This window comes from Deltaproteobacteria bacterium (assembly GCA_035063765.1).
Taxonomy (GTDB): domain Bacteria; phylum Myxococcota_A; class UBA9160; order UBA9160; family PR03; genus CAADGG01.
On sequence record JAPSFT010000001.1, the window covers coordinates 208,686 to 231,553 of the forward strand.

At 72.9% G+C, this 22,868-nt stretch carries 16 protein-coding genes and 1 other RNA gene; 6 read left to right on the top strand and 11 right to left on the bottom strand.

All coding sequences use genetic code 11. The features are described from left to right. Window positions 1-48 precede the first annotated feature (48 nt). Together OZ948_00960 and hisF are read right to left on the bottom strand one after the other, a co-directional pair. The gene (locus OZ948_00960) at window positions 49-1,764 is read right to left on the bottom strand and encodes a hypothetical protein (GenBank protein ID MEB2343293.1); all 1,716 of its coding nucleotides are present in this window, start codon (window positions 1,762-1,764) and stop codon (window positions 49-51) included. Further along, entirely contained in the window at window positions 1,761-2,528 is a 768-nt protein-coding gene (hisF, locus tag OZ948_00965) for an imidazole glycerol phosphate synthase subunit HisF (GenBank protein ID MEB2343294.1), read from the bottom strand. The genes OZ948_00960 and hisF overlap by 4 nt, the downstream gene beginning before the upstream one ends. Before the next feature lie 106 nt (window positions 2,529-2,634). Here hisF and OZ948_00970 point away from each other — a divergent pair, with 106 nt between their 5' ends. The 3 genes from OZ948_00970 to OZ948_00980 all read left to right on the top strand — a co-directional run bounded on the left by OZ948_00970 (window position 2,635) and on the right by OZ948_00980 (window position 7,776). Continuing rightward, window positions 2,635-4,431 (top strand): hypothetical protein, encoded by a 1,797-nt coding sequence (locus OZ948_00970; protein MEB2343295.1) that lies wholly within the window; start codon window positions 2,635-2,637, stop codon window positions 4,429-4,431. 122 nt (window positions 4,432-4,553) lie between these two features. Further along, on the top strand, window positions 4,554-6,545 hold the full coding sequence (locus OZ948_00975) for a serine/threonine-protein kinase (protein MEB2343296.1): 1,992 nt from the start codon (window positions 4,554-4,556) through the stop codon (window positions 6,543-6,545). Then, complete coding sequence (locus OZ948_00980) at window positions 6,529-7,776, top strand: PQQ-binding-like beta-propeller repeat protein (GenBank protein MEB2343297.1); 1,248 nt, start codon at window positions 6,529-6,531, stop codon at window positions 7,774-7,776. Before OZ948_00975 ends, OZ948_00980 begins: the two co-directional genes overlap by 17 nt. Here OZ948_00980 and OZ948_00985 read toward each other — a convergent pair. Genes OZ948_00985 through OZ948_01000 form a run of 4 tightly spaced genes read right to left on the bottom strand, consistent with a single transcriptional unit; the run spans window position 7,770 to window position 13,481 of the window. Then, complete coding sequence (locus tag OZ948_00985) at window positions 7,770-8,540, bottom strand: hypothetical protein (GenBank protein ID MEB2343298.1); 771 nt, start codon at window positions 8,538-8,540, stop codon at window positions 7,770-7,772. The genes OZ948_00980 and OZ948_00985 overlap by 7 nt on opposite strands. Beyond that, a complete protein-coding gene (locus OZ948_00990; protein ID MEB2343299.1) occupies window positions 8,537-10,609 on the bottom strand; it encodes a S41 family peptidase in 2,073 nt (690 codons plus the stop codon). Before OZ948_00990 ends, OZ948_00985 begins: the two co-directional genes overlap by 4 nt. Further along, window positions 10,606-11,439, bottom strand: coding sequence for a hypothetical protein (locus OZ948_00995; GenBank protein MEB2343300.1), 834 nt, complete (start codon window positions 11,437-11,439; stop codon window positions 10,606-10,608). Before OZ948_00995 ends, OZ948_00990 begins: the two co-directional genes overlap by 4 nt. Then, window positions 11,436-13,481 carry a S41 family peptidase gene (locus OZ948_01000; GenBank protein ID MEB2343301.1) on the bottom strand — a complete coding sequence of 682 codons (2,046 nt, stop codon included), beginning with the start codon at window positions 13,479-13,481 and terminating at the stop codon, window positions 11,436-11,438. The genes OZ948_00995 and OZ948_01000 overlap by 4 nt, the downstream gene beginning before the upstream one ends. A gap of 143 nt (window positions 13,482-13,624) precedes the next feature. Here OZ948_01000 and OZ948_01005 point away from each other — a divergent pair, with 143 nt between their 5' ends. The 3 genes from OZ948_01005 (at window position 13,625) to rnpB (ending at window position 15,652) form a co-directional block, all read left to right on the top strand. Then, window positions 13,625-13,948, top strand: a complete 324-nt coding sequence (locus OZ948_01005; protein ID MEB2343302.1) for an iron-sulfur cluster assembly accessory protein — start codon at window positions 13,625-13,627, stop codon at window positions 13,946-13,948. Window positions 13,949-14,262: 314 nt separating this feature from the next. Next, window positions 14,263-15,138: an RNA polymerase factor sigma-32 gene (locus OZ948_01010; GenBank protein ID MEB2343303.1), complete on the top strand. Its 876-nt coding sequence runs from the start codon at window positions 14,263-14,265 to the stop codon at window positions 15,136-15,138. A 128-nt stretch (window positions 15,139-15,266) separates the two neighbouring features. After that, window positions 15,267-15,652, top strand: an RNA gene (gene rnpB, locus OZ948_01015) — RNase P RNA component class A. Window positions 15,653-15,699: 47 nt separating this feature from the next. Here the strand turns inward: rnpB and OZ948_01020 are convergent. The 5 genes from OZ948_01020 to OZ948_01040 all read right to left on the bottom strand — a co-directional run bounded on the left by OZ948_01020 (window position 15,700) and on the right by OZ948_01040 (window position 22,865). Continuing rightward, window positions 15,700-16,794: a GYF domain-containing protein gene (locus tag OZ948_01020; protein MEB2343304.1), complete on the bottom strand. Its 1,095-nt coding sequence runs from the start codon at window positions 16,792-16,794 to the stop codon at window positions 15,700-15,702. 872 nt (window positions 16,795-17,666) lie between these two features. Next, complete coding sequence (locus OZ948_01025; GenBank protein ID MEB2343305.1) at window positions 17,667-19,172, bottom strand: response regulator; 1,506 nt, start codon at window positions 19,170-19,172, stop codon at window positions 17,667-17,669. 95 nt (window positions 19,173-19,267) lie between these two features. Continuing rightward, a complete protein-coding gene (gene tgt / locus OZ948_01030) occupies window positions 19,268-20,362 on the bottom strand; it encodes a tRNA guanosine(34) transglycosylase Tgt (GenBank protein MEB2343306.1) in 1,095 nt (364 codons plus the stop codon). Then, window positions 20,359-21,408, bottom strand: coding sequence for a tRNA preQ1(34) S-adenosylmethionine ribosyltransferase-isomerase QueA (gene queA, locus OZ948_01035; GenBank protein ID MEB2343307.1), 1,050 nt, complete (start codon window positions 21,406-21,408; stop codon window positions 20,359-20,361). Before queA ends, tgt begins: the two co-directional genes overlap by 4 nt. 107 nt (window positions 21,409-21,515) lie before the next feature. After that, the gene (locus OZ948_01040) at window positions 21,516-22,865 is read right to left on the bottom strand and encodes a sigma-54 dependent transcriptional regulator (protein ID MEB2343308.1); all 1,350 of its coding nucleotides are present in this window, start codon (window positions 22,863-22,865) and stop codon (window positions 21,516-21,518) included. Between the last annotated feature and the right edge of the window lie 3 nt (window positions 22,866-22,868).

Sequence of the window (22,868 nt, forward strand, 5' to 3'; positions counted from 1 at the left end):
CGCTTGCAACGATGCCTCGACCCGGCGCGCCAGCCGCCTCGAATCATCCTAGCGCGGGCGCGAACCGGCCGCGCTCCGGGGCGTCGCGTGGGAGCTCGCTCCTTCAGAGCGAGGCTCGACCATCGCGGGAGGGGGCGTCGCGCTCAGCCCGGCCAGCGCCTTGAGATCGCGGCGAAGCTCGCGTTCGGTCTCGGGGCTCGCCGGGGCAAAGGCCCCGATGAGCGCGCTCACGTCACTCCTCCGCGGCGCGAAGCGAGCGGGCGCGGGCACGAAATGGCTGGGTTCCGGCTCGATCGGCGCCTCGTCCACCGCGGCTTCGGGGCAGGGTGTCGGCTCGGCGCGGGAGCGTGGCGGTTCGTCGAGCGTGGCGGTCGCAGCGACGTCCGACGACGGGGTCGCGCTCGACGCGAAGCCGCCATCGTCGACCTCGAGCGGCGCGGCCTCCGGCGCGGGGCTCCACGCCTCGTCGAGCGTAGCGTCGGCGGGCTCGCGCGCGGGGCTCCACGCCTCGTCGAGCGTAGCGTCGGCGGGCTCCGGCGAGGCGAGCGGCCGCCAGCGCTCCGCCGTAGCGAGAGGCTCCGCGAGCAGCGCCGGCTCGGACGACTCCGCGAGCAGCGCCGGCTCGGACGACTCTTCGAGCAGCGCCAGCTCGGGCGACTCTTCGAGCAGCGCCGGCTCGGGCAGCTGCTCGATCAGCGCCGGCTCGGGCGACTCTTCGATCAGCGCCGGCTCGGGCAGCTGCTCGATCAGCGCCGGCTCGGGCAGCTGCTCGATCAGCGCCGGCTCGGGCGACATCGACTCGTCGATGTCGAAATCGTCATCGAGGATCGGCTCACCGTCGTCCACGCCCCACGCATCGAGCCGAGGGGCGTCGTGGTTCGGCGCTTCCGCCCGCTCGACCACCGGCGCGAGCGCCGCGAGCGACGGCGGAGAGGGCGACAGCGCGACCTCGGGAGTTGGCTCGGTCGCGTCCGCATCGACCAGAACGAGCGGCGCGACCGCGACCGCCGCGGCGGCGACGCGGGTGCCGAGCACCGGCGTCCCCTCGCCCGCGCGCTCATCGTCAAGGAGCCGGCGCGCGTTGGCGCGCGCGACGATCGGCTCGGCCGGCGTGAGATCGAGCGGCGCCTCGACGAGCTCGTCGAACGCTCGCGGCGCGGGCTCGACCGCCTCGAGCCGCTCGGCGGACGCGGGTGGAGGCGGCGCGAGCACGACCACCGGCACGTCGAGCGGTGACGGCGCGGGCTCGCTCATGCGGTCATCCGAGACCGGCGGCGCCACCGCGACCTCGACGGCCCGCTCGACCGGCAAGGGCGGCGTCGCGCGCGCGCTCGGCTCGGCCGGGACCTGCACGCCGAGCGCGAGCGCCCGCTCCGTCTCGCGATGCAGCCGCGCGAGCGCGCGCCGCGCAGCGGCGCGGTTCACCGGCACGAGCGCGGTCTCGAGCGCCCGAATGAGGCTCGCGCCGCCGCCCGCGGCGTGCGCGGCGCGGCCGAGTCCGGGGGTAGACGAGCCGGACGCCTCCATGAGCGCCGTGAGCAGCGCGCGCAGCGCGTTCGCTGCCGCCTCGTCGCTCGCGGCGTCGCCGGCGACCGCGCGCAGCGAACCGTCGGGCATCAGCACCGCGTCGCCCGCGGCGATCCGGCGCGGCGCGCTCACCACCTGGTCGGCGAGGGCCAAGACGAGGTAGCCGGCGGTCTCCGCGACCACCGACGCCCGCCGGGCCCTCGCGGCCGCCAGCACCTCCAGCAACGTGACGCTCATGCTGCTCCTCCCCGAACCACGACACCCCGAGCGCGCAAGTAGCGCTTGGCCTCGGAGATGGTGTGGAGTCGGTCGTGAAAGATGGACGCGGCGAGCGCGGCGTCCGCGCCGCCCTCGTCGAGCCCTTCGCGCAGGTGCTCGAGCGTGCCCACGCCGCCCGACGCGATCACGGGCACCGAGACGGCGCCGACCACCGCGCGCAAGAGGTCGAGATCGTACCCAGCGCGCGTCCCGTCGCGATCCATGCTGGTGAGCAAGAGCTCGCCTGCGCCGAGCGACGCCGCGCGCGCCGCCCACTCGACCGCGTCGATGCCGGTCGCGCGACGGCCGCCGTGCGTGAAGACCTCCCAGCGCCGAGGGCCGGCGCTCTTCGCGTCGATGGCCACCACCAGCGCCTGGCAACCCCAGCGCTCGGCGATCTCACCGATCAGCGCGGGGCGCTCGAGCGCCGCCGAGTTCACGCTCACCTTGTCCGCCCCGGCGTCGAGCAGGGCGCGCACGTCCGCGGTTTCCCGCACCCCGCCTCCGACGGTGAGCGGAGTGAACACTGCGTCTGCGGTCCGTCGGACGACGTCGAGCAGCGCGCCGCGCCCCTCGTGGGAGGCGGTGATGTCGAGGAAGGTGAGCTCGTCCGCCCCCTCCGCATCATAGCGGCGGGCCGCCTCGACCGGATCGCCAGCATCGCGAATATCCACGAAATTCACCCCCTTCACGACCCGTCCGGCGCGGACATCGAGGCACGGGATGATGCGCTTGGCGAGCATGTCGGACCGTCCGTTCCCATATCGGAGAGCGACCCGACCGGACAAAGACCTTGCGAGTCACCGGAGCGCCAGAGCCGCCGTTCGGCCCCGAGGTATAGTCGCCGTGATGACGTCCTGCCCGCGCTGCGGCACGATGAACGCGCCCGCGGAGCCGAACTGCACCCGGTGCGGCGCGGCGCTCGCCCGAGCGCCAGCGGGTCCGGTGGGGGCGGTGGGCCCGCGCACGATGCTCGGCCTCGGCACGTCGAGCGGTGGCGCCGCGCTGCCTCCCGAGCCGCTCGCGCCGGGCGCTCTGCACCGGACGCTGCTCGGCATGCCGACGCCCGGCCCACCCGCCGCGCCGCCGACCGGCGCTACCGAACCGCCCGCGCCGAGGCCCGGCCAGACGCTGCTCGGCATGCCCCTGTTCACACCGGCCGGCTCGCCCGCGCCCGCGCCGCCCGGAGCGCCCGCGAACCCGCCGCCGGCCGCGCCACCCTACCCCCAGCCCGCCGAGCCTCCGCCGCCGAGCTCGACCGCCATGATCTCCCAGCAGAAGACCATGCTCGGGGTGGCGCTGCCCGGGATCGCGCCGCTGAACCCGGGGGTCGCGAAGCCACCCGCGCCGGTACCGCCGATGGCAGCGCCGAGCGCGCCCGGGCCCGCGTTCGCGCCGTCGCCCGCGCTCGCGCCGCCTGCCGTCGCGAGCGCGCCTGCTCGCCCCCGCAGCCGGGTCGGAGTCGTCATGGCGCTCGGCGCGCTCACGCTCGCCACGTTGGCCGCCGCGGTGGTGCTCGCCGTCTGGGTGTGGCGCAGCGCGCCGCCGCTCCGCGCGACGGTGCGGGCCGACGCGAACGGTCACGAGGCGCTCGCGCTCTCATGCGACTCGTGCAAGGACGGGACGCTGGCGCGGCTCGACGGCAGCGAGGCCACCTTCGCGAACCGCGCGGCGACGCTCCCGCTCGCGCGACCGCTCGCGATCGGTGACAACCGACTCGAGCTCGAGCTCATCCCGCCCGGCGCGCGCGACGCGAAGCGCGTCTCGCTCGTGGTGCCCATCGATTTTCGGATCCGCGGAGATCTCGAGCCGCTCTCGCGCGAGCCGCCCAGCGTCGCGGTGCGCGCCGAGCTCCGGCCCGGCAGCTCCATCACCGTCGACGGCCACCCGCTCGAGGTCGGCGCGGACGGCGCCGCAAGCTACTCGCTCGACGTCTCGAGCGCGCTCACCGGGACCGCGGCGCCGGTCGAGACGCTCGAGAAGAAACTGCCGTTCACCATCACGGCGCCGGGCGGGAGGCCCGAGTCCGGGGAGGTCACCCTGCAGATTGGCATCACGCCGCTCGTGGTGGACGCGCCAACCGACGGGATGGTCATCGAAGCGCCGCGCGTGCTCATCGCCGGCGCCACCCAGGTCGGCGGCTCGGTGCGGATCGGAGCGCGTGCGGCGGCGGTCGATCAAAACGGGCGCTTCGCGCAACTGATGGACGTGCCGAGCTTCGGCGAGACGACCGTGACGGTGTACGCGAGCGCGAAGGAGCGCGCCCCACGACGCGCGCCGGTCACGGTCCTGCGCGTCGAGAGCCTGGCGAAGGAGGCAGCCCGTCGGAAGCAGACCGCCACCCGCGACTATGCCGCGCTCGCGAAGGGTCTCGCCAGCGCGACGGGCCGCGAGGTGGCGCTCGCGGGGAGCGTGGTCGAGGCGCGGGTGGAGCGCCACACCACCACGCTCCTGCTCGACGTCACGACCGGCTGCGCCCGCCCGCCGTGCCTCGCGCGGGTGGTGTACGGCGGCGAGCGGCCGGCAGCGCGCGGCGCGAAGGTGACGGCGTTCGGGCGGGTGACGCGTGCGGTGGACGGCCCGCGTACCGGCGCATCGATCCCCGAGATCTCCGCCAGCTTCATCGTCGACGGGGTCGTCCGGTGACCGAGCTCATTTCCGGACTCGGGCAGTGTCCGGCGTGCCGCGCACGAAACCTCGACGACGCTCGCTTCTGCAGCCGGTGCGGCGCGCGGCTCTCCCAGGTGTCGTCCGGGGCGGACTCGCTCATGCCCGCCCTCTCCTCGGCGAGCCTGGTCACCGACCGCACCCTCGACACGCACACCGACTCCGCAGAGGAGCTCTTCGTCGCCGATCCGCTGATCGGGGTGGTGGTGGCCGATCGATACCGGATCCTGGAGCGGCTCGGCCGCGGGGGGATGGGGGTCGTCTACCGGGTCGAGCACGCTCGGATCGGCAAGCTGATGGCGCTGAAGCTCCTATCGGGCGAGCTCGGTCGGGACGCGACCTTGGTGGCGCGCTTCAAGCGCGAGGCGTTGCTGGCGAGCCGACTCTCGCACCCAAACACGGTCCAGGTGTTCGATTTCGGCAGCTCGGACGGGCTCGTCTACCTCGCCATGGAGCTCCTGCGCGGCAACGACCTCGGACGGATCGTCCGCCACGGCGGACCGCTCGGCGCGACCCGCGTGACGCGCATCGTGATCCAGATCTGCAACTCGCTCAGCGAAGCGCACGCCGAAGGCATCGTCCACCGCGACCTCAAGCCCGAGAACATCATGATCGTCCGCGGCCAGAGCGGCGACGACGTGGTGAAGGTCCTCGACTTCGGGCTCGCCAAGCTGCGCGAGTCGAAGGAGCTCGGAGACGTGACCTCGCGCGGCGCGATCGTCGGAACCCCTTACTACATGTCGCCCGAGCAGATCCGCGGTGAGCCGGTCGACGCTCGGAGCGACATCTACGCGCTCGGCGCGCTCATGTACGCGTGCCTCACCGGGCAGCCGGTGTTCGACGCCCCGACGCCCATGGGCGTCCTCACCAAGCACCTCACCGAGACTCCCATCGCGCCGCGAGAGCGCGACGGCGCGCCGGCCATCCCGAGCGCCCTGAACCAAATCGTGCTCCGCTGCCTCGAGAAGGACCCCGCCCTTCGATTCGAGAGCGCGCGCGCGCTGCAGACCGCGTTGGTCGAGTCGCTCCGCCGCGAGAGCACCAGCTCGAGCGTCGACCTCCTGCTCGACTCCAAGCGCGTGGGGCATCTCGCCGATCAGGACTCCGAAGCGGCCACCCGCGCCGAGGTCGAGCGGTACGAGCGCAAGCTGAAGCGCCGAGGGGCGCTCGCGCTGAGCACCGCCCTCGGGGTCGTGCTCGGCCTCGGGGTGGGTGGCTACCATCTCTGGGCGCATGAGCGGGCGGCGCTCTCGTTCGATGGCGGCGAGCGCGAGCCGAATGACACGGTGGGCACCGCGAACCTGGTGCCCTTCGGGGCGGAGGTGCGCGGGCAGCTCGGGCGACGCCTCGACCGCGAGCGCGGCGACCGTGATTTTTTCCGCGTGTCGGTGCCGCCCGAGGCGACCGCGGTGAGCCTCTCACTCACCGCCCTGCCGAACCTGGCGAGCTGCCTCTGGGTCTACCAGAGCGGCGAGGAGACCTCGCTCGGCCGCTACTGCTCCGGCCGCATGGGGGCCGATCTCGAGATCGGCGCCCTCACGCTCCCCGCCGGCCCCTATCTCCTCCTCGTCACCCAAGACCGCGACGCGTACGACTCGAACCCACCGCCGCCGGTGCTCGAGAACGTGTCCGACTCTTATCGCTTGAGGCTCGCCCGCGTCGAGCCGACCCGCGAGCGCGAGGTCGAGCCGAACGACACGGTGAAGGACGCGAGCCCCATCGCCATCGGTCAGACCTTCCACGGCAAGCTCGCCTGGATGCGCGACATCGACGTCGTGTGTCTCGCGCGCGGCTCGGGGCGCGCGCGCTTCGTGGTGAGCGACGCGCCGCGCACGCGCGCGGCCGTCCTGCGAGTCACGCCGCGCGGCGGGGCGCGCGACGGCATCGCCGTGCGCGTGCACGGGGCGGGCACCGACGCTGGCAAGTCCGAGAGTGACGTGTCCGGCGAGTGGTCGAGCCCGGAGGTCGACACGACCCCTGCCCCGGCGTGCCTCGAGCTCGAGCTGGTCGTAAACCCGTGGGCTCCGCCGCCTCACCCGAACGTCGCGCCCGCCGGCGCGGAGGAGTACACGGTCCGTGTCGAGGCCGGCTGAGCGCCCGTCGCGCTCGCTCCTCACGTTGCTCGTGGCGGCGAGCTCGCTCGGCCTCGCGCGCGCGGCGCCGCTCGATCCGGGCGCTCCGCTCCGGCGCGTGGTCGGCCCGCCCCGCGGCGCCGCGCCGATGTCGCGCGTCGACGCGGCGCGGAGCGGCCGCGCCCCGAGCTCCTTGCCGCGCGCGCCGCGCCTCCTCTGGCGCGCCCGCGTGCAAGGCGGGCTCAGCCACGGCATCGCGGTCGACGAACGAGGTGCGATCGTGGCGGCGAGCGGCCTCGGGCAGTTGGTCCAGCTCTCACCGGGCGGCGTGCCGGAGTGGTCGGCGCGGCTCGGTCCCGGCGTGCCGCTCTGCGCCCCGGTGCTCACCAGCGACGGCACTCGGGTCACCGTCATGAGCGGGCCGGCGCTCATCGGCGTGTGGCCGGACGGCAGACTGCGCTATCGCCGCGCGCTCGAGGTCGAGGACGCACGACCGGTCGCGAGCCCGCTCCCGCTCGAGGACGGCAGCCTGAGCGTCGCGCTCGGACGCGTCGTAGTCCGCATCGAGCCCGACGGTTCGCTGGCGGCGCAAGCGCGCCTGAGCGAGCCTGCAGCGACGCTCCTCGCGCATCGCGGCCGCGTGCTCGTGGTCGGCGAGCGCGGCGGCGTGAGCGAGCTCCGGGCGGAGTCGACCTCGGTCGGGCTCGGGAGCTTCGGGGGTCCGATCACCGGCGGCGCTGCCCTCGTCGCCCCCGACACGCTGGTCGCGGTCGTCGACCGCCGGCGGTTGGTCGCGCTCGAGCTCACGAGCTCGCGCGAGCGGATCCTCCTCGACGACGCCGCCGGGCTCCGCGGCCCACCCGCCCTCGGCGCCGACGGAAGGCTCTGGGTCACGACCGCCGACGGCTTCGTCGTCGCGGTCGACCGCGCGGGCCGCGAGACGCGGCGCGCGCTCGTGGAGCCAGCAGCCCGGCTTCCCGCTCGAGGGCTCCCGCGCCTCGCGCTCGAGCCGCCGCCGCTCCTGGTCGATGCGGCGGGGTACGCGGCCATCGTCCGCGCGGCCGAGGACGCCGCGCTGCTCGGGCCGGACGGCAGCCTCCGCGCGGCGCCCGAGGCGAGCTGCCCGGACCCCATCGCGGTCGAGCCGTCCGGCCCGGAGCGGATGCTGGTGGCCTGCCACTCCGGGCTGCTGATGTTGGTTGGGGGCGGCGCGGTACCGAGCCCGTCGCGCGGCTCCGGCGCCGCTCAGTAGCGGCGGTGGCGCCGCGCCCAGTCGAGGACCTCCGCGATGCGTGCCTCGCGCGCCGGGTCGGGCGCGCGGAGCGCGCGCGGCTTCGCGCCCGAACCCTCGACGGCGACCAGCGAGGCGTCATCGACCAGCGTGCGCGCGCCCGCGGCGGCGGCGGTCGAGACGAAGAGGCACGGCTGCTCATCCATGGGCGGCAGGACCTCCTCGTAGCGGCACCAGCCGGTCGCGTCCGGGGCCGCCTCGACCGGCAGCACGCTCGTCGAGCCGCCGAAGGCCTGATTGCACTTGGTGACGCTCACCCAGACGAGCGAGCAGTCCGGCTCGGGCGGCTTGGCCCACAAGGTCACCGCGAGGCTCTTGCCCCGCGCCGCGGCGCCATAGCCGAGCAGGCTGGTGCCCGAGGTGAGCACCCCGCAGGTGACGCCGGAGCGACAGAGCCCGCCCGTCTCGCGCGCGAGGAGCGCCTGGCCACCCGCAGAGTACGCGATGAAGCCGTACTGACCGCTCCCGCTCGACAGCTCGAAATCGCCGTCGACCAGCAGGTTCTCGACCAGGGTGGTGCGCCCGAAGGGGTTCCGGCTCTCGACGGTGCGGAGCGGTGCGACCGCGTCGGGCGGCCGAGGCGCGTCCTCCCCCGCGTCGGCGCTCGCGTCGTTCGCTCGAGTGAGCGGCGTGACACGCGTCTCGTCGTGGCCGCAGGCGGCGCCGAGCAGGGTGCCGGCGAGCACGAGCGCGGCGTGGATGGAGCGCGCGACCCGACGCATCACTTGAGCCGACTCCTCACCCATGCGAGCGCGGCCTCATAGGGAAGGTCCCGACCCTGGAGGAGCGAGCTCTGGGTGTGGACCACGAGCTCGTCCGGCTCGATCCCGTGCCCGATGAGCGGCGTGCCGTCCGAGGTGAGCGTGTCGCCGCTGGCGAGCTGCCAGCTCATGCGCGACCAATAGCCGAACTGGTAGAAGGACGAGAAGGCTCCCGCCGTCTGGTGCGGCCCGAACACGCGCACGTTCGGGGCGCCCTTCATTCCGTGCGGGAGCCAGTCGCTCGCCGAGCCGTCGCGGTGGATGATGAGCGCGACCGGCAGCTCGAGGTCCGGATCGGCGCTGCCCACCGCGTAGGTCATCGAGAGCGCGCCCTTGAAGCGCTCGAAGAGCGCGAGCCCCTCGGCGGCGTCCTCCGGCCCGTCGTAGCCAGCGACCGCCATGAACCCCGACACGCTCAGGATCTCCGACCGGCGCACGAGCTCGGTGAGCGCCTGGGGAGCGTCCATCGTCCCGCCGTTTCCGGCACGATGATCGAGGATGACGCCGCGGGCCTGCCGGCGAAAAAACGCGGTCGACTCGACGAGCCACGGGGTCATCATCGGGCCATAGAGCGAGTCGAAGGTCATCCCGTAGATGTGCTCGCCAGGCCCGGAGTCGACGACCAGGTCACGCCACCTCGCGCCGCCCATGCGGTGGTTGGCGGCGCCGGGCGGCGGGTTGGCGAGGTGGTACGCCGGGCGGTTGTCGCACGACGGGATGGCGCCGCTCGCGCCGTCGCTCGCGAGCGGGATGCTCCGCACGTCGATGGTCTCGATGTGATCGAGGCAGCTCCCGGCGTCCTGGTCACAGCGGATCACGCTGAAGTTGCGAGCGAAGGTCGGGATGAGATCGCGCATCGCTTCGACCACGTCCGCGTCCACCTCCGGGTCGGACGCGACGTGATACCCGTAGTTCTGCGCCGTGAGCGAGCGCGCCCACGCGATGGGCTCGACCCCGTCGACCGCGACCAGGCGATCCCCGGCCGCGAGCCCGAGCGCGCCGGTGGAGCCCGTATACGCGACCAGCACGTCTAGCCGATCGGGCGCGCTCGGCCAGGTGCGTTGGGAGAGGTCCGCCCTGCCCTCGATGAAGCAGACCCCGAGCCGGCGCGCGCTCCGCACTGCCGAGAGCGCGAGCGAGGTCGCCGTGTGCCAGTCCTTGAGCATCCGCACGCCGTGAAAATACGCCTGCCAGTACTGCCAGGGCGTCTCCGCCGCGTGCATCGCGCCCATCCGGTCGAGCGCCGCCGGCAGGTTGCGGGTCCGCGTGAAGCGCCCCCCGAAGAACAGGCGCGCACGCGCGGCCAGGTAATCGGCGACGCTGTCCCGGTGCTCCATGTCGGGGATCGGCGGCACGTAGCGCGCGCCCTCCTGGCAGCGCTCGGCGACGCAGAGAGCCTCCTCGCCGCACACCGGATCGAACGCGCCGAAGCAACGCGAGCCTCCCCGGTACTGGCCCTCGCGGACCACCTCGATGGCGTCGAGGTCGACGCCGGTCCCCTCGACGCGCATCACCGCGCGCTCGAGCGCCGTCCCGGTGACGCTCACCGGGTTCGACACGAGCTCGACCCAACCGTCGCTCGTGACGCGCCCGGTCGGGAACAGATACGCCGCCTCGTCGTCCCGCTCCGCGGACGCCGCGTAGGACATCACCGCGCGCGCGACGACGCGCGCGTGACGGACCCAAAGACGAAACCGGTACGAGGCGTTCTCGGCGGGGAGCACGAGCGTCACCTCGAACGGAGCCTGCTGCACGGACACGCGGGCGAAGCGCTCGCCGTGGAGCGCGAGCTCGTCACCAGCGCCGCCGCCGGCGACTTCGTAGCTGCACGTGCCGTCGCAGGTGATCGCGCCGGCGCCGCCCTCGGCGAGCTCGGCCTCGTCTTCGAACGACTGCGTCGCGGTCGCCTTCGCATCGAAGACGAGGCGGCCCGCGGCGTCGAAGGTGGCCGCGCGCGCCGGGGCCGCGAGCGCGAGCGCCGCGAGCCCCAGCCCGAGCGTAGCGAGCCTGGCTCGCACCGCTCCGCCGCTCATCGCGGGCGCCTCCGCCACGCCTCGAAGGCGCGCTCGGCGGCGTTCGGTGGCGGCTCGCGCGGCACCATCACGCGCTTCATCACCGCACGCATGGCGTCGGCTGCCCGGCGGTCTACCGGCTGCGGCGCGAGCGCGCGACGGAAGACGCGCTCCTCGGGGCTCGCCGCGCGCACCACGGCGTCGTCGACGAGCGCCTCGCCGTCGGCGAAGCGCGCCTCGACCAGCAGGCAGGTCGCGCGGCGCCGCGCACCACCGACGGCGCGGAACGCGCACCAGCCGTCCGCGTCGGGGGCGCCGTCATCGGTGAGGAGAGTGAGGTCCGGATCCGAGCGATCGCTGCACCCGAAGAGGACGACGCCCACGTCGAAGCAGTTGCCGGTGGGCGGCTTGACCCAGACGCTCGCGTACACCGGCGCGTCGCCGGGCGGCGCGACGCCGATGGCGCCGACCCGCTGCGACGGAGCGAGGTAGCCGCACTTCATCCCGCTCCGACACGCGGCGCCGATGCGGAGCTGACTGAACGTGCCGATGGGCACGAAGAGCGGTCCCGCGCCGACCCAACCAGAGGAGTCGGCGAAGGCGGTCTCCCACTCGAAATCGCCATCCCAGAGCAGGTTGTCGCGGGCGGCCACGTCACCGAACGGGCTCCGCTCGATGATGGTGCGGAGCGGCGCCTCGGCCTCGGCGTCGCCGGCGTCGGGCCGCGGCAGGGACGCGTCCGCCCCGGCGTCACGGGAGAGCGGCGAGACCGGCGCGTCGTCGTAGTCACACGCGCCGGCGAGCGCGAGCGCGACGCACGCGGCGAGCAACCCGAGGTGCGCACGGGTCACGGCGCGAGCTCCTGGCGCACCCACGCGAGAGCGGCGTCGTAGACGGTGTCGCGGCCGGCGAGCAGGTCCGACTGCAGCGGTAGCACCACCACGTCGGGCGCCACGCCGGTGCCGTTCAGCGTGCGCCCGTCGGCGGCGAGCGTATCGCCGACCGCGATCGAGTAACCGAGCCCGAGCCAGTACCCGAACTGATACCGGGTGGAGAAGCCTCCCGCCGTCTCGAAGGGCGCGAAGATGCGCGCCTTCGGAGCGCCCTTGAGCCCGAGCGGCAGCCAGTCGCTCGCCGAGCCATCGAGGTGCGTGAGGAGCGCGACCGGGACGTCCGTGCGCGCGCTCGCGCTGCCGGCCACCTCGACCTCGTCCCCGAGCGCGTCGAAGAGCGCCTTGCCCTCCGCGAGGCTCGCGGGGCCCTCTTCGTCGGCGCGATCACGGAAGCGGAAGCTGTCGAGCTTCACCGGCTTTCGCACGAAGTCCCAGATCATGGCCGGCCCGAGCGAGGTACCGCCGAAGCCGGAGCGGTGATCGAGCACGACGCCGCGCGCGCGCGCGCGCCAGGTGGCGACGGCCTCGGCGAGCTGCGGCCCTACGTCCCCGGGCTCTCCTCGACCCGTCACGTAGAGCGAGCTCCACTCGAGCCCGTAGATCGCCTCGCTCGAGTCGCTCTCGAGGACGATGCCCGAGTAGAAGCCGTCGCGCGAGTGCTCGGGCGGCGTGCCGGGCAGGTGCGAGCGCGGGCGGTTGTCACAGCTCACGTCCGCTCGAACCCCCGCAGGGACGCGCGCAATGTCTGCCACCCGGAGCGTCTCGGGCGCGCCGGCGCAGCCGCCGCTCGCCGCGTCGCAGCGCAGCACCTCGAAGCGCTCGGCGAATCTCGCGATGAGCCCGGGGAGCCGCGCGACGTCCTCGGCGTGGGTCTCGTGGTTCGACGCGGTCCAGAAACCATCGTCGACACCGATGAGCGAGCGCGCCCACTCGACCGGGTGCTTGCCGTCCACGCTCACCAGGCGATCGCCCGCGTGGAGCCCGAGCGCGTTCACGGTGCCGACGTGCGACACGAGCACGTCGAGGCGGCTCGGGTCGGGAGACGTGACGCCGCTCGAGGCGTCCGCCACGCCCTCGATGAAGCAGACCGAGATCGGCTTCGGCTGCTCGAGCACGAAGCCGGCGATGCCGGTGCTCTGGGTGTGCCAGTCGTGGAGCCGGTGGACGGCGACCTCGAAATGCCTCCAGAAGCTCCAGGCGTCGGCGGCCGAGCGCATCGCGTCGAGCTCGGCGAGCGCGCTCGGCAAGTCCAGGCGGCGGTTCCGGAAAGGGCCGAAGAGGAGCCGGAAGCGGCCCTGAAGGTACGCGACGAGATCGTCGCGCTCGGCATCCGCCGGTAGCCTCGGGACCCTCGGCGACATCGACCGGCACTCACCCCACTGGCAGGCGCGGCCCGCGCCGCAGGCTCGATCGTCGATCGCGCCGCGGCACGCCGCGCTCGGCGCCGCCGCGCCGTCCGGCACGAACTCGACGGCGTCCGCCTCGGCGCCCGTCGGCGAGAAGAGCCCCACCTCTACCAGCTTCGCGCGCGACGAGTCGAAGGAGAAGCCGCGCGTCTCGAGCTCGTACCAGCCGTCGCTCGTCATGCGCCCGGTGGGGTAGAGCGAGCCGAACTCGTCGACCCGCCCTTCCCCGTAGCTCGCCTCGACGGTCGCGATGAGCTCCCCGCGCGCCCACACGGTCACTCGATACGAGCTCGGGCTCGCGGGGAGCGCGAGCGGGATACTTACCCCGGCGAAGCGCGGCACCGCGAGCACGTGGCTCCCCTCGAGCGCGGCCTGCGATTCAGCGATGTCGAGCGGCGTCGGGCCGCCGGCGTCTCCGGCGTCCGGCTCGCCCGCGTCGGGGAGCGCGGGCTCGCCCGGCTCGAAGCCGAGCGTCCAGGCCGCCTTCGCGGAGAAGGTCGCCCGACCAGCGGCGTCGAACTCGGTCGCGCTGGCCTGCGCCGCCGCGAGCGCGAGCGAGAGCGCGAGCGCGGCGGCGAGGAGCGAGCGAGCCATCGACCGGGGCGCCCGTCCTATCACGGCCCCGTGAGCCCATCCAGCCGCCGAGAGGGCACTGGCGACCGGCGCGGGTGGTAGATATAATCCGCGAGAGAGCCGCCGGCGAGCCGCCGGCCGCGCCGCCACGGAGAACCCGCTCGATGATCACGCTCACCACACTCGCCGCCGACAGGGTCAGGGACATCGCGAAGACGGAGGGCCTCGAGGGCCAGGGGCTCCGGCTCCGCGTGGTAGGCGGCGGGTGCGCGGGGTTCCAGTACGACCTCTTCTTCGAGGAGAGCCCCACGGATCTGGACGAGCGCTTCGAATCGAACGGCGTGCTGCTCTATATCGACCCGCTCTCGTTCCAGTACCTCGACGGCACCGAGATCGACTTCGTCGAGGGCGTGCACGGCTCGGGCTTCAAGTTTGGCAACCCGAAGGTCAGCAGCACCTGCGGCTGCGGCTCCTCGTTCCACGTCTAGCATCGGCTGGTGGGGCGTGACGCCGTGTCGTGCGCCCGTGGGTTGGCCGGCCAGCCGGCTCGTTTTTCCTCAATGGTCGGGGAGAGCCTTCAAGAATTCCCGCGGAAATGACGGTGCCCAAATATCGACGTTACGGGACGAAACCAACTGCGCCGGCGGTTCGTACCTAAAATTCGAGTCGACCCCAAGGATAGCGGCCGGACGAAGACCGACGGCCAAGCGCACGCGCGCGCGCCTCTTTCGGGGTCCGAGTTGGCGTCTCGCATGAGCGAGCGCCGCCCCTGAGCCAGCCTGCACAGCAGCCGGAGCCATCGATGACGAACAGCCCGAACCCGGACGTCTCCCGATACATCAGCACCGTCCACGGCTACCCGAAGCTCGAGCGCGAGGAGGAGGCGGACCTCGCGCGCCGCTGGCGGGCCACGCAAGATCGTCGCGCGGCAGACCGCCTGGTCCGCTCCCACCTCCGCTACGTGGTGGCCATCGCGCTCAAGTACCGGCGCTACGGGCTCCCGCTCCAAGAGCTCATCGCCGAGGGCAACTTCGGCCTGGTGCACGCGCTCGCCAAGTTCGAGCCGGAGCGCGGCAACCGGTTCGTCACCTACGCGGCGTACTGGATCCGCGCTTACGTGCTGAACTACATCATCCGCTCCTGGAGCCTGGTGGGCGTCGGCTCCGGCGCGCTCCGCTCGAAGATGTTCTTCAAGCTCCGCCGCGAGCGGGTGCGGGTCACCAACTTGGTCGGCGAGGGCGAGCTCGCCGATCAAATGCTCGCCGAGCGCTTCAAGCTCCCCGCCGAGCAAGTGAGGGGGATGCTGCGGCGGCTCGAGACGCGTGATCTCTCGCTCGACGCTACCGTGTTCGATGACTCCGCGACGCGCCTGGTCGACACCCTGGCCTCGCCCGAGCTCAGCTCCGAAGAGGCCTCGAGCGCGAGCCAGCTCCGCGATCGGGTGCGCGACACGGTGCGGAGCGCGGTCACCGGCCTCGACGAACGCGAGCGCTTCATCGTCGAGCATCGCCTGATGGCGGACCGCGAGGATGAGCTCTCGCTCGCCGAGATCGGCCGCCGCCTCGGCGTGTCGCGCGAGCGCGCCCGGCAGCTCGAGGCGCGCGCCAAGCGGAAGCTGAAGACGCGCATCGAGGAGCTCTCCGCGGCCTCCGGCGACGACTGGCTGCACGCCGCCTGAGCGCTCGAGCTCGGGGGGCGGGCCGGCGCGGCCGGCGTCGCGGAGCGCAGCGCTCGCGTCGTCGCCCGCGCCGCTCGCGTCGCCGGCGCGCTTGCCGGCGCGGCTCGGACGCCCTAGCCTGCACGGGTCAGAGCAGCCGAGGCGATCGCTCGGCTCCGTGAGGAGCCGGGAGGAAAGTCCGGGCTCCACAGGGCAGGATGCCGGGTAACGCCCGGTGAGGGTGACCTCGAGGATAGCGCCACAGAAAATGAACCGCCCGACTCGAGCTCCGGCTCGCGCCGGGTAAGGGTGAAAAGGTGGGGTAAGAGCCCACCGCGTGACCGGTAACGGCCACGGCATGGCAAACCCCATCCGGAGCAAGGCCGCATAGAGGGGCGTTCGAGGGCTGCCCGCCCAAGCCCCAGGGTTGGCCGCACGAGGCGTTCGGTGACGGGCGCCCCAGATGAATGACCGCCAGCCGCACGGAGGCGACTCCGCGCGACGACAGAACCCGGCTTACCGACCGCTCCGACCACCGCCAGCAGGCCTCGGCCTGCTGGCGGCGTCCTATCGCACCCAGGCTCACTGCGCGGCGAACACGAACGGGACGTTCACGGTGGTCGAGCCGCTGGACGGCGGGAACTGCCAGCCGCGAACCTTCGAGCCAATGCAGCCCGCGAGGCCGTGATACCCCTTCGGATCGCCGCTCGTGCTCACGCTCTGCACCGAGCCGCTCGGCGCCACCTTGATGGTCACCGACACGCGCGCCGAGGTCGGCGCGTCCTTGTCGCGCGCGTCGAGCGCAGGTTGCCAGCAGCTCCGCCGGACGCTGCTCGTGTAGCGCGACACGGTCGCCTGGACCTTCGCGCCGTCGAGCGGCTCACCGCTGCTGCCAGCGCCGCTCCCATCGCCGCTCGGGGCCTTCGGCCCGCCTGGGCCTTGCAGCCCCGACAGCCCGTCGAGCCCGGAGAGACCGGTCGGCTTCGACGACGGGGGCTCGCCGCTCTTGGCCGCCGGCGCGCCCTTCGCCACCAGCTTGCCACCCGCCCCGGCGGCGGGCGCGCCCGCGTCCTTGTCGTCGCCGGTGGCCGCGGCGGTCGACGCGGCCCCTGGCTCGCCCGGCGTGCCCTTGCTCCCCGACGCCGGCACCTCCACGTACTTGACGATCTGCTCGGCCGGCTTGTCCTTGTTGAACACGACAAAACCGATGGTGAGCCCGAACAGCAGCGCGACCGCGACCGCGATCCACGCCGCCGGCGAGGTGCCCCGACGCGGCGGGATGACCGCGTCGAGGTCGAAATCACCGGCCGCCTGCTCGGAGACGACCGCGGCGCGGCTCGGCTTGAACGGATCGGACAGCGCGCCGACCGCCGCGACCGGAGCGCCGACCGCCGCGACCGCCGCCGGCGGCGCGGCGCTCGCGAGCGGCTCCGGCGGCAAGCGGGAAGCGCGCGCGCTCGAGAGCCCCTCCTCGACGATGGCGAGGAGCTCCGGGAAGTTCTTGAGCGGCAGCCACTCCTCGAAGCCGTCCCGCCACACGAGCGACTCCGCCGTCACCGCACCGGAGCCAGCCTTCGAGCGCAGCTCGCTCAGCCGCATCGGGCCCATCGGCACGCCGTTGATCCCGACGTGCCAGTCCTCGGAGGCCGACGCGAGATCCTCGAGCGCGGTCGACACGGGCGCCGCTCCGACCGCGGCGGCAAAAGCGCCGGCGAGCGCGCCCGCGCCCGCGATGATGGTCCGCTCGTCGTCCTCGGCGGCGTAAGCGGCGGCCCCAGGGGTCGCGCTGCGAACGGCGGCCGCCGGCGCAGGCGACGGCGCGACCGCTCGCGCTCCCGCTGGCGTGCCGGTGCCCGCGGGGGTCGGCGTCGCGCGAGGCGTCGCGCGAGGGACGGCCGCCGGCGCCGGCGAAGCGCCGGCGTGCGACGGGGCCGGTCGGCGAGGAGGCGGCGCGACCGCGCCCGGGCGCGCGAGCGGCCCCCCGCCGTGCGTAGTCGCGTGCGATGGCGGCGCGCGGAGCGGCGTGGTCGCCGGACGCGCGCCGGCGAGCCGCGGCGCTGCTGCACCGAGCGGCGACGAGCCGAGCGGCGCCCGCGCGGGCGGCGGCTTCGCCGCTGACGGCGAGGAGCCCGTCGCAGGTGGCCGGGGCGAAGGCGGGGCGAGCGCTCCGGCCGAATGGGTGTCGTCCGGGGGCGGCGGCGTCGAGCCGGCCGCGCCGAGCGGAGCCACCTCGCCGAGCTTGCTGATTCGGATTTCATAGCCGCACTTGCGGCACTTCATGCGAACCGGCTTGCCCGCGATCTTCTCGTCGGCGATCTGGTACTTCGCCTTGCAGCTGGGACAGAGGAACTTCATTCAGCTGTAGCCCAGGTCGCCGAGGCAGCGGTGGGTCCGGGGAGAATAGCGCGAGCCTCCCTCGGGCGCGAAAGGTCTTTCGCTGACTCGGCCTCCGAAAGCAGCAAAAACGCGCGGCCCGACCGCTCGGCCATCCGCTCGATTCGGCCCGAGGGCTCGCGCCATCGCGCGATGCGTCCCTCTCACCCGGCGAGTCACAGGAGCTTCAAGAGGTGCTGGCGGATGGACGTCTTGGTCGGCTCGTCCGGGGCGAGCCCGAGCGCGCGCTCCCACATCTCCGCGGCCTTGTTTCTGAAGCCAGCCTTCTGATAGAGGATCGCCAGGTTCTTCACCGCAGGGAAGTGGCGGGCGTTGATCTCGACCGCCGCCTCGAGCTCGCTGATGGACTCGTACACGAGGCCCTTCTTGCCGTAGAGGAGCCCCAAGTGAAAGTGTAGCCGGTAAGCCAGCGGATCGATGCCGATCCCCCGGCGGAGGTGTTCGATGGCGTCGTCGATCCGGCCCGCCCGGTAGGCCGCGACGCCCGCTTCGAGCGCCTTCTCGGCGTCGCCGGAGCTCTCGCGAACTCGCTCGCTGTCGATTTGCTCGCGGTCCTCGGCGAGGCACGCCTCCACCGCCTGCATCACCTCGGCGATTCGGAAGGGCTTCTCGATGTAGAAGTCGACCCCGCAGCTTTGCTTCAAGTCCTCGGCGTAGCGCCAGCCGCGATAGACGGCGCTCACCATGATGATGGGGATGTGCCCGTAGCGCGTGCTGTTCTTGATCCGACGCGCGATGTCGAACCCGTGGACCTCGGGGAGCATCGCGTCGAGCACGATGAGGTCGGGCGAGTGCTCCTTCACCATCCGGAGCGCCATGAGTCCGCGATCGGCCTCGTGGACCCGATAGCCGCGCCCGGTGAGCAGGCGCTTCAACATCTTCCGGATGTCGGCCTCGTCATCGACCACCAGGATGGTGCGCGCCCCTTCCTCGGGTGGCGTGCTCTCGAGCGCGTGCTCCGGCAGATCCGTCACCACGCTGAGCTCGCTCGACAGCTCCTCGAAATCGGCCGCGGAGAGCTCGTCGGCGTGCGCGGCGCCGCCGACCGCGTCGTCGACCACGATGCCCGGCGCCTCCAAGCCCTGGTCTTCGTCCGCGCCGGCGCCCGGGAGCTCCGACGGCTCACGCCGGGCGTCGAGGGGGGACGCTTCACCATCCGCCAAGAGCCCGACCTTGCGTAACACCTCCGGCGGGCAGCGCGGCCCGACGTAGTACGCCTCGCCGCGCACCTTGCTCGTATACGCCTCCTCGATCACTCGGCCGAGCACCGTCTCGAGGGCGACGTAGGGGTACACCTTCTTGCCGGTCACGAACTCGAGCTCGTCGATGACCTTCCGTTCGCGCGGGTTGGCCATGGCGATGAACAGTCGATCATCGCGCGCCAAGACCGGGAGGATGAGGTGCTTCTCGGCGATCTCGCGAGGCAGGAGCTCGAGATCCTCGAGGCGCAGGCAGATCTGCCCGAGGTCGATGCCGGGGATGCCGTGTTGCTCGCTGAGCGCCTTCAGCGCGGCCACGTCGCTGATGGTCCCCTGTTCCATCAACCGCGAGGCGAGCCGATGCCCTCCCTTCTCCGCGAGCGCCTTGTCGAGCTCGGCCGGGGAGAGCGCCCGCTGCTGGAGGAGGATCCTCCCGATCTGCTTCTTCGGCCCCTGGCTCATGAGCTTCCCAGATTATCCCACGGCCCGCCGCCGGGCGGCCCGGGATTTCGCCGATCGTGGAAATCGGCCCGGCGCGGGCGCCGTCCCCGGCGCGCTCAGGCGGAGCCGCATGCCTCTTTGGCCCAGCTCGCGTAGCGCCCTTCCCTGATGGCCTCGCGCGCCTCGGCGACGAGCCGCTCGTAAAACCAGAGGTTATGCTCCGAGAGGAGCCGATGCGCGAGGATCTCCCCGGCCATGAAGAGGTGGCGGAGGTAGGCCCGGCTGACGCCGCCGCGGCACGCCGGGCATGGGCAGTTCGGATCGAGCGGGCGGAGATCCTCCCGATAGCGGGCGTTCTTGATGACCAGCTTCCCACCCGGCACGAACGCCTGTCCGTTGCGAGCGTTTCGGGTCGGCATCACGCAGTCGAAGACGTCGACGCCGCAGCCGATCGCGAAGACGAGATCGGCCGGGGTCCCGACCCCCATCAGATACCGCGGCCGGAGCGGGTCGACGCGAGGGGCGACCACCTCCAGCGCCGCGCGCATCTCGGCGATCGGCTCGCCGACGCTGAAGCCTCCGAGCGCGAGCCCATCGAGCGGCAGCCGCGCGAGCGCCTCGGCGTGAGCGGTGCGGAGCTCCGGATCGGTCCCGCCTTGAATGATACCGAACACGGCCTGCCCGGGCGCACGCGCCGCGAGGCACCGCTCCGCCCAGCGGGTCGTGCGCTCTACCGCCTGCACGAGCGCCGAGCGCGGAGCGCCGCCGGGCGGGCAGACGTCGAGCTGCATCGCGATGTCGGAGCCGAGGAGGCCTTGCACCCGCATGCTCTCCTCGGGGGACAAGAGCCGCCGCGCGCCGTCGAGGTGCGAGGAGAACTCGAAGCCGTCTTCGCCGAGCCGCGCGCGCGCCGAGAGCGAGAACGCCTGAAAACCGCCGGAGTCGGTGGCGATCGCGTGCGGCCACCCGGAGAACGCGTGGAGCCCGCCGTGGGCGCTCACCACCTCGGGCCCGGGCCGGAGCCAGAGGTGGTACGTGTTCATGATCACCATCCGGGCGCCGGTGGCGCTGACCTCGGCTGGCGTCAGGGCCTTCACCGCTGCCTGCGTGCCGACCGGCATGAACGCTGGCGTCGGGACCTCGCCGTGCGCGGTGCGGAGCGCGCCGGCCCGCGCCTCGCCCGAGCGCGCCTCGACCGAAAACGCGATCATCGCGTACGCTCCGGGATCCACATGGCGTCACCATACGACAGGAAGCGGTAGCGCTCGCTGACCGCGACGCGATAGGCGTCGAGGGTACGCTCGAGGCCGGCGAACGCGGCCACCAGCGCGAGCAAGGTGCTGCGGGGCATGTGGAAGTTGGTGAGGAGCCCGTCGACCACGCCGAACGAGTATCCGGGCTGGATGAGCAGGCTCGTCTCTCCGCGGGTCGCTCGAAGATACCCGTGCCGCGCGGGATCGCGGGAGCTCTCGAGCGCGCGGACCACGGTCGTGCCGACCGCGATGACCGGTGCGCCGCGGCCGCGAGCGCGCGCCACGGCGTCCACGACCGCTTCGCCGACCTCCAGCTCTTCGGAGTGCATCGGGTGCGCGTCGAGGTCCTCTGCGGTCACCGGGCGAAAGGTGCCGAGGCCCACGTGGAGGAGGAGCCTCGCGACCTCGACGCCGCGGGCGCGGAGCACGTCGAGCGCGGCCTGGGTGAGGTGCAGCCCGGCGGTGGGCGCGGCCACCGAGCCGAGCTCGCGAGCGAAGACGGTCTGGTATCGTTCCCGGTCGAGCGCGTCGTCGTCGCGGCGAAGATACGGGGGGATGGGCACGTGTCCGTGCTCTTCGAGCGCGGCGTCGACGCTCCCGCCGGCAGACACCTCCACTTCGAGGGCGCCGTCCGCGTCGTCTCGCCCGCGCACCTCGATGCTGAGCGCCCCCGCGTCGATCACGCTCCCCGGGCGGAGCGGCTTGCTCGCGCGCCCGAGCGCGAGCCACCGCTCCTTGTGCCCCGGCTCGGAGAGCCGGCGGAGCAGCAAGAGCTCGGCTCGCCCGCCGGTGCCTCGACGGGTCCCGAAGAGCCGCGCCTTCCGCACCCGCGTCTCGTTCAGCACGACCAGCGCGCCCTCGGGGACCAGCGCCGCCCACTCGTCCACGCGGCGGTGCGCGAGCGTCGCTCCCACCACCATGAGGCGGGCGCCGTCGCGGCGCTCGAGCGGCCGCGACGCGATGAGCGTCTCGGGGAGCGCGTAGTCGAGCAGCGACGTCCTCACCGCGCGCGCCGCTCCGTTCGGCGAGCGCGCGCGGACCACCCGGCCGCACCAGCGCGCGGGCGTCGCTTCGGTAAGATTCCGCGCCGTCTCGACAAGAAGGACCCGGCTCAGCGGTTGTCGAAGGAGATCCCGAGGCGGGTCATCTTGCGCCACAGCGTCGTGGGGCTGATGTCGAGCGCCTCGGCGGCGCGCTCCCGGCTCCCGTCGCTCGCGCGGAGCGCCGACTCGACCGCCTCGCGCTCGGCGTCGTCGACGATGTCGGCGAGGGTCCGCCCGCTCGCGGGAGAGGGGCCGCGCGGCGCCTGCGGCAAGATGTCGTCGACCGTGATGAGCCCGCCGGTCGACAGCGCAGTCGCCTGCTCCATCATGTTCTCGAGCTCGCGGACGTTGCCCGGGAACTCGTAGCTGGTGAGCCGGTCCATCACGCCGTCGGCGACCCGCACGCGAACCCCCATCTTGCGGCCATACTTCTCCAAGAAGAACCCCGCGAGGAGCGGGATGTCCTCCGGGCGCTCGCGGAGCGGCGGCAAGTGAAAGCGCGCCACGTTCAGGCGGTAGTAGAGGTCCTGACGGAAGCGGCGCTCCTCGACCGCGCGCGCCAGATCCACGTTGGTGGCGGTGATCACGCGGATGTCGACGTGGCTCGGCTTGTTCTCACCGACCCGGCGCACCTCGCCATCTTGTATGGCGCGGAGGAGCTTCGCCTGGAAGGGCGGCGTAGTCTCCGCGATCTCGTCGAAGAAGAACGTCCCGCCGTCCGCCTCCTCGAACATGCCACGCCGAGCCGTGGCGGCCCCGGTGAAGGCGCCGCGCGCGTGACCGAAGAGCTCGCTCTCGAGCAACGTCTCGGTGATGGCCGCGCAGTTCACCGTCACGAAGGGGCGATCGGCGCGCTTGCTGTTGGCGTGCACCGCGCGCGCGATGAGCTCCTTGCCCGTCCCGCTCTCGCCCGTGATGAGCACGTTGGCGTCGGTGGGCGCGATCTTCACCACCCGGGTCAGGATGTTGCTCATCGCTTGCGAGCGCCCGATGATGTTGTCGAAGTGGTAGCGCTCCTTGAACTCGCGGGCGAACGCCTGCACTTGGCCGTGCAGCTTGCGGCTCTCGAGCGCCTTCGACACCTTGACGATGAGCTCCTGCTCGGTGAACGGCTTCTGGATGTAGTCGAAGGCGCCGAGCCGCATCGCCTCGACCGCGCTCTCGATGGTGCCGTAGGCGGTCATCACGATGACCTCGGTCATCGGCTGTGCCTCCTTGATGGCGCGGAGCACCTCGATGCCGTCGTCGGCACCCATCCGCAGATCGGTGATGACGACGTCATAGGCGCCGGTGGCGCCGAGATCCTTGCCTTGAGAACCCTCGGCGGCCTCGTCGACCTCGAACCCGCTGCCGCGAAGCATCATCGCGAGCGTGGTGCGCATGTTGCGCTGGTCATCGACGACGAGGATCTTGCCCATGCT

Coding starts and splice junctions, on each gene's coding strand:
- OZ948_01040 (MEB2343308.1), bottom strand. CDS start 22,865: ATGGGCAAGATCCTCGTCGTCGATGACCAGCGCAACATGCGCACCACG.
- OZ948_01010 (MEB2343303.1), top strand. CDS start 14,263: ATGACGAACAGCCCGAACCCGGACGTCTCCCGATACATCAGCACCGTC.
- OZ948_01000 (MEB2343301.1), bottom strand. CDS start 13,481: ATGGCTCGCTCGCTCCTCGCCGCCGCGCTCGCGCTCTCGCTCGCGCTC.
- hisF (MEB2343294.1), bottom strand. CDS start 2,528: ATGCTCGCCAAGCGCATCATCCCGTGCCTCGATGTCCGCGCCGGACGG.
- OZ948_01005 (MEB2343302.1), top strand. CDS start 13,625: ATGATCACGCTCACCACACTCGCCGCCGACAGGGTCAGGGACATCGCG.
- OZ948_00970 (MEB2343295.1), top strand. CDS start 2,635: ATGACGTCCTGCCCGCGCTGCGGCACGATGAACGCGCCCGCGGAGCCG.
- tgt (MEB2343306.1), bottom strand. CDS start 20,362: ATGATCGCGTTTTCGGTCGAGGCGCGCTCGGGCGAGGCGCGGGCCGGC.
- OZ948_00960 (MEB2343293.1), bottom strand. CDS start 1,764: ATGAGCGTCACGTTGCTGGAGGTGCTGGCGGCCGCGAGGGCCCGGCGG.
- OZ948_01025 (MEB2343305.1), bottom strand. CDS start 19,172: ATGAGCCAGGGGCCGAAGAAGCAGATCGGGAGGATCCTCCTCCAGCAG.
- OZ948_00975 (MEB2343296.1), top strand. CDS start 4,554: ATGCCCGCCCTCTCCTCGGCGAGCCTGGTCACCGACCGCACCCTCGAC.
- OZ948_00990 (MEB2343299.1), bottom strand. CDS start 10,609: ATGAGCGGCGGAGCGGTGCGAGCCAGGCTCGCTACGCTCGGGCTGGGG.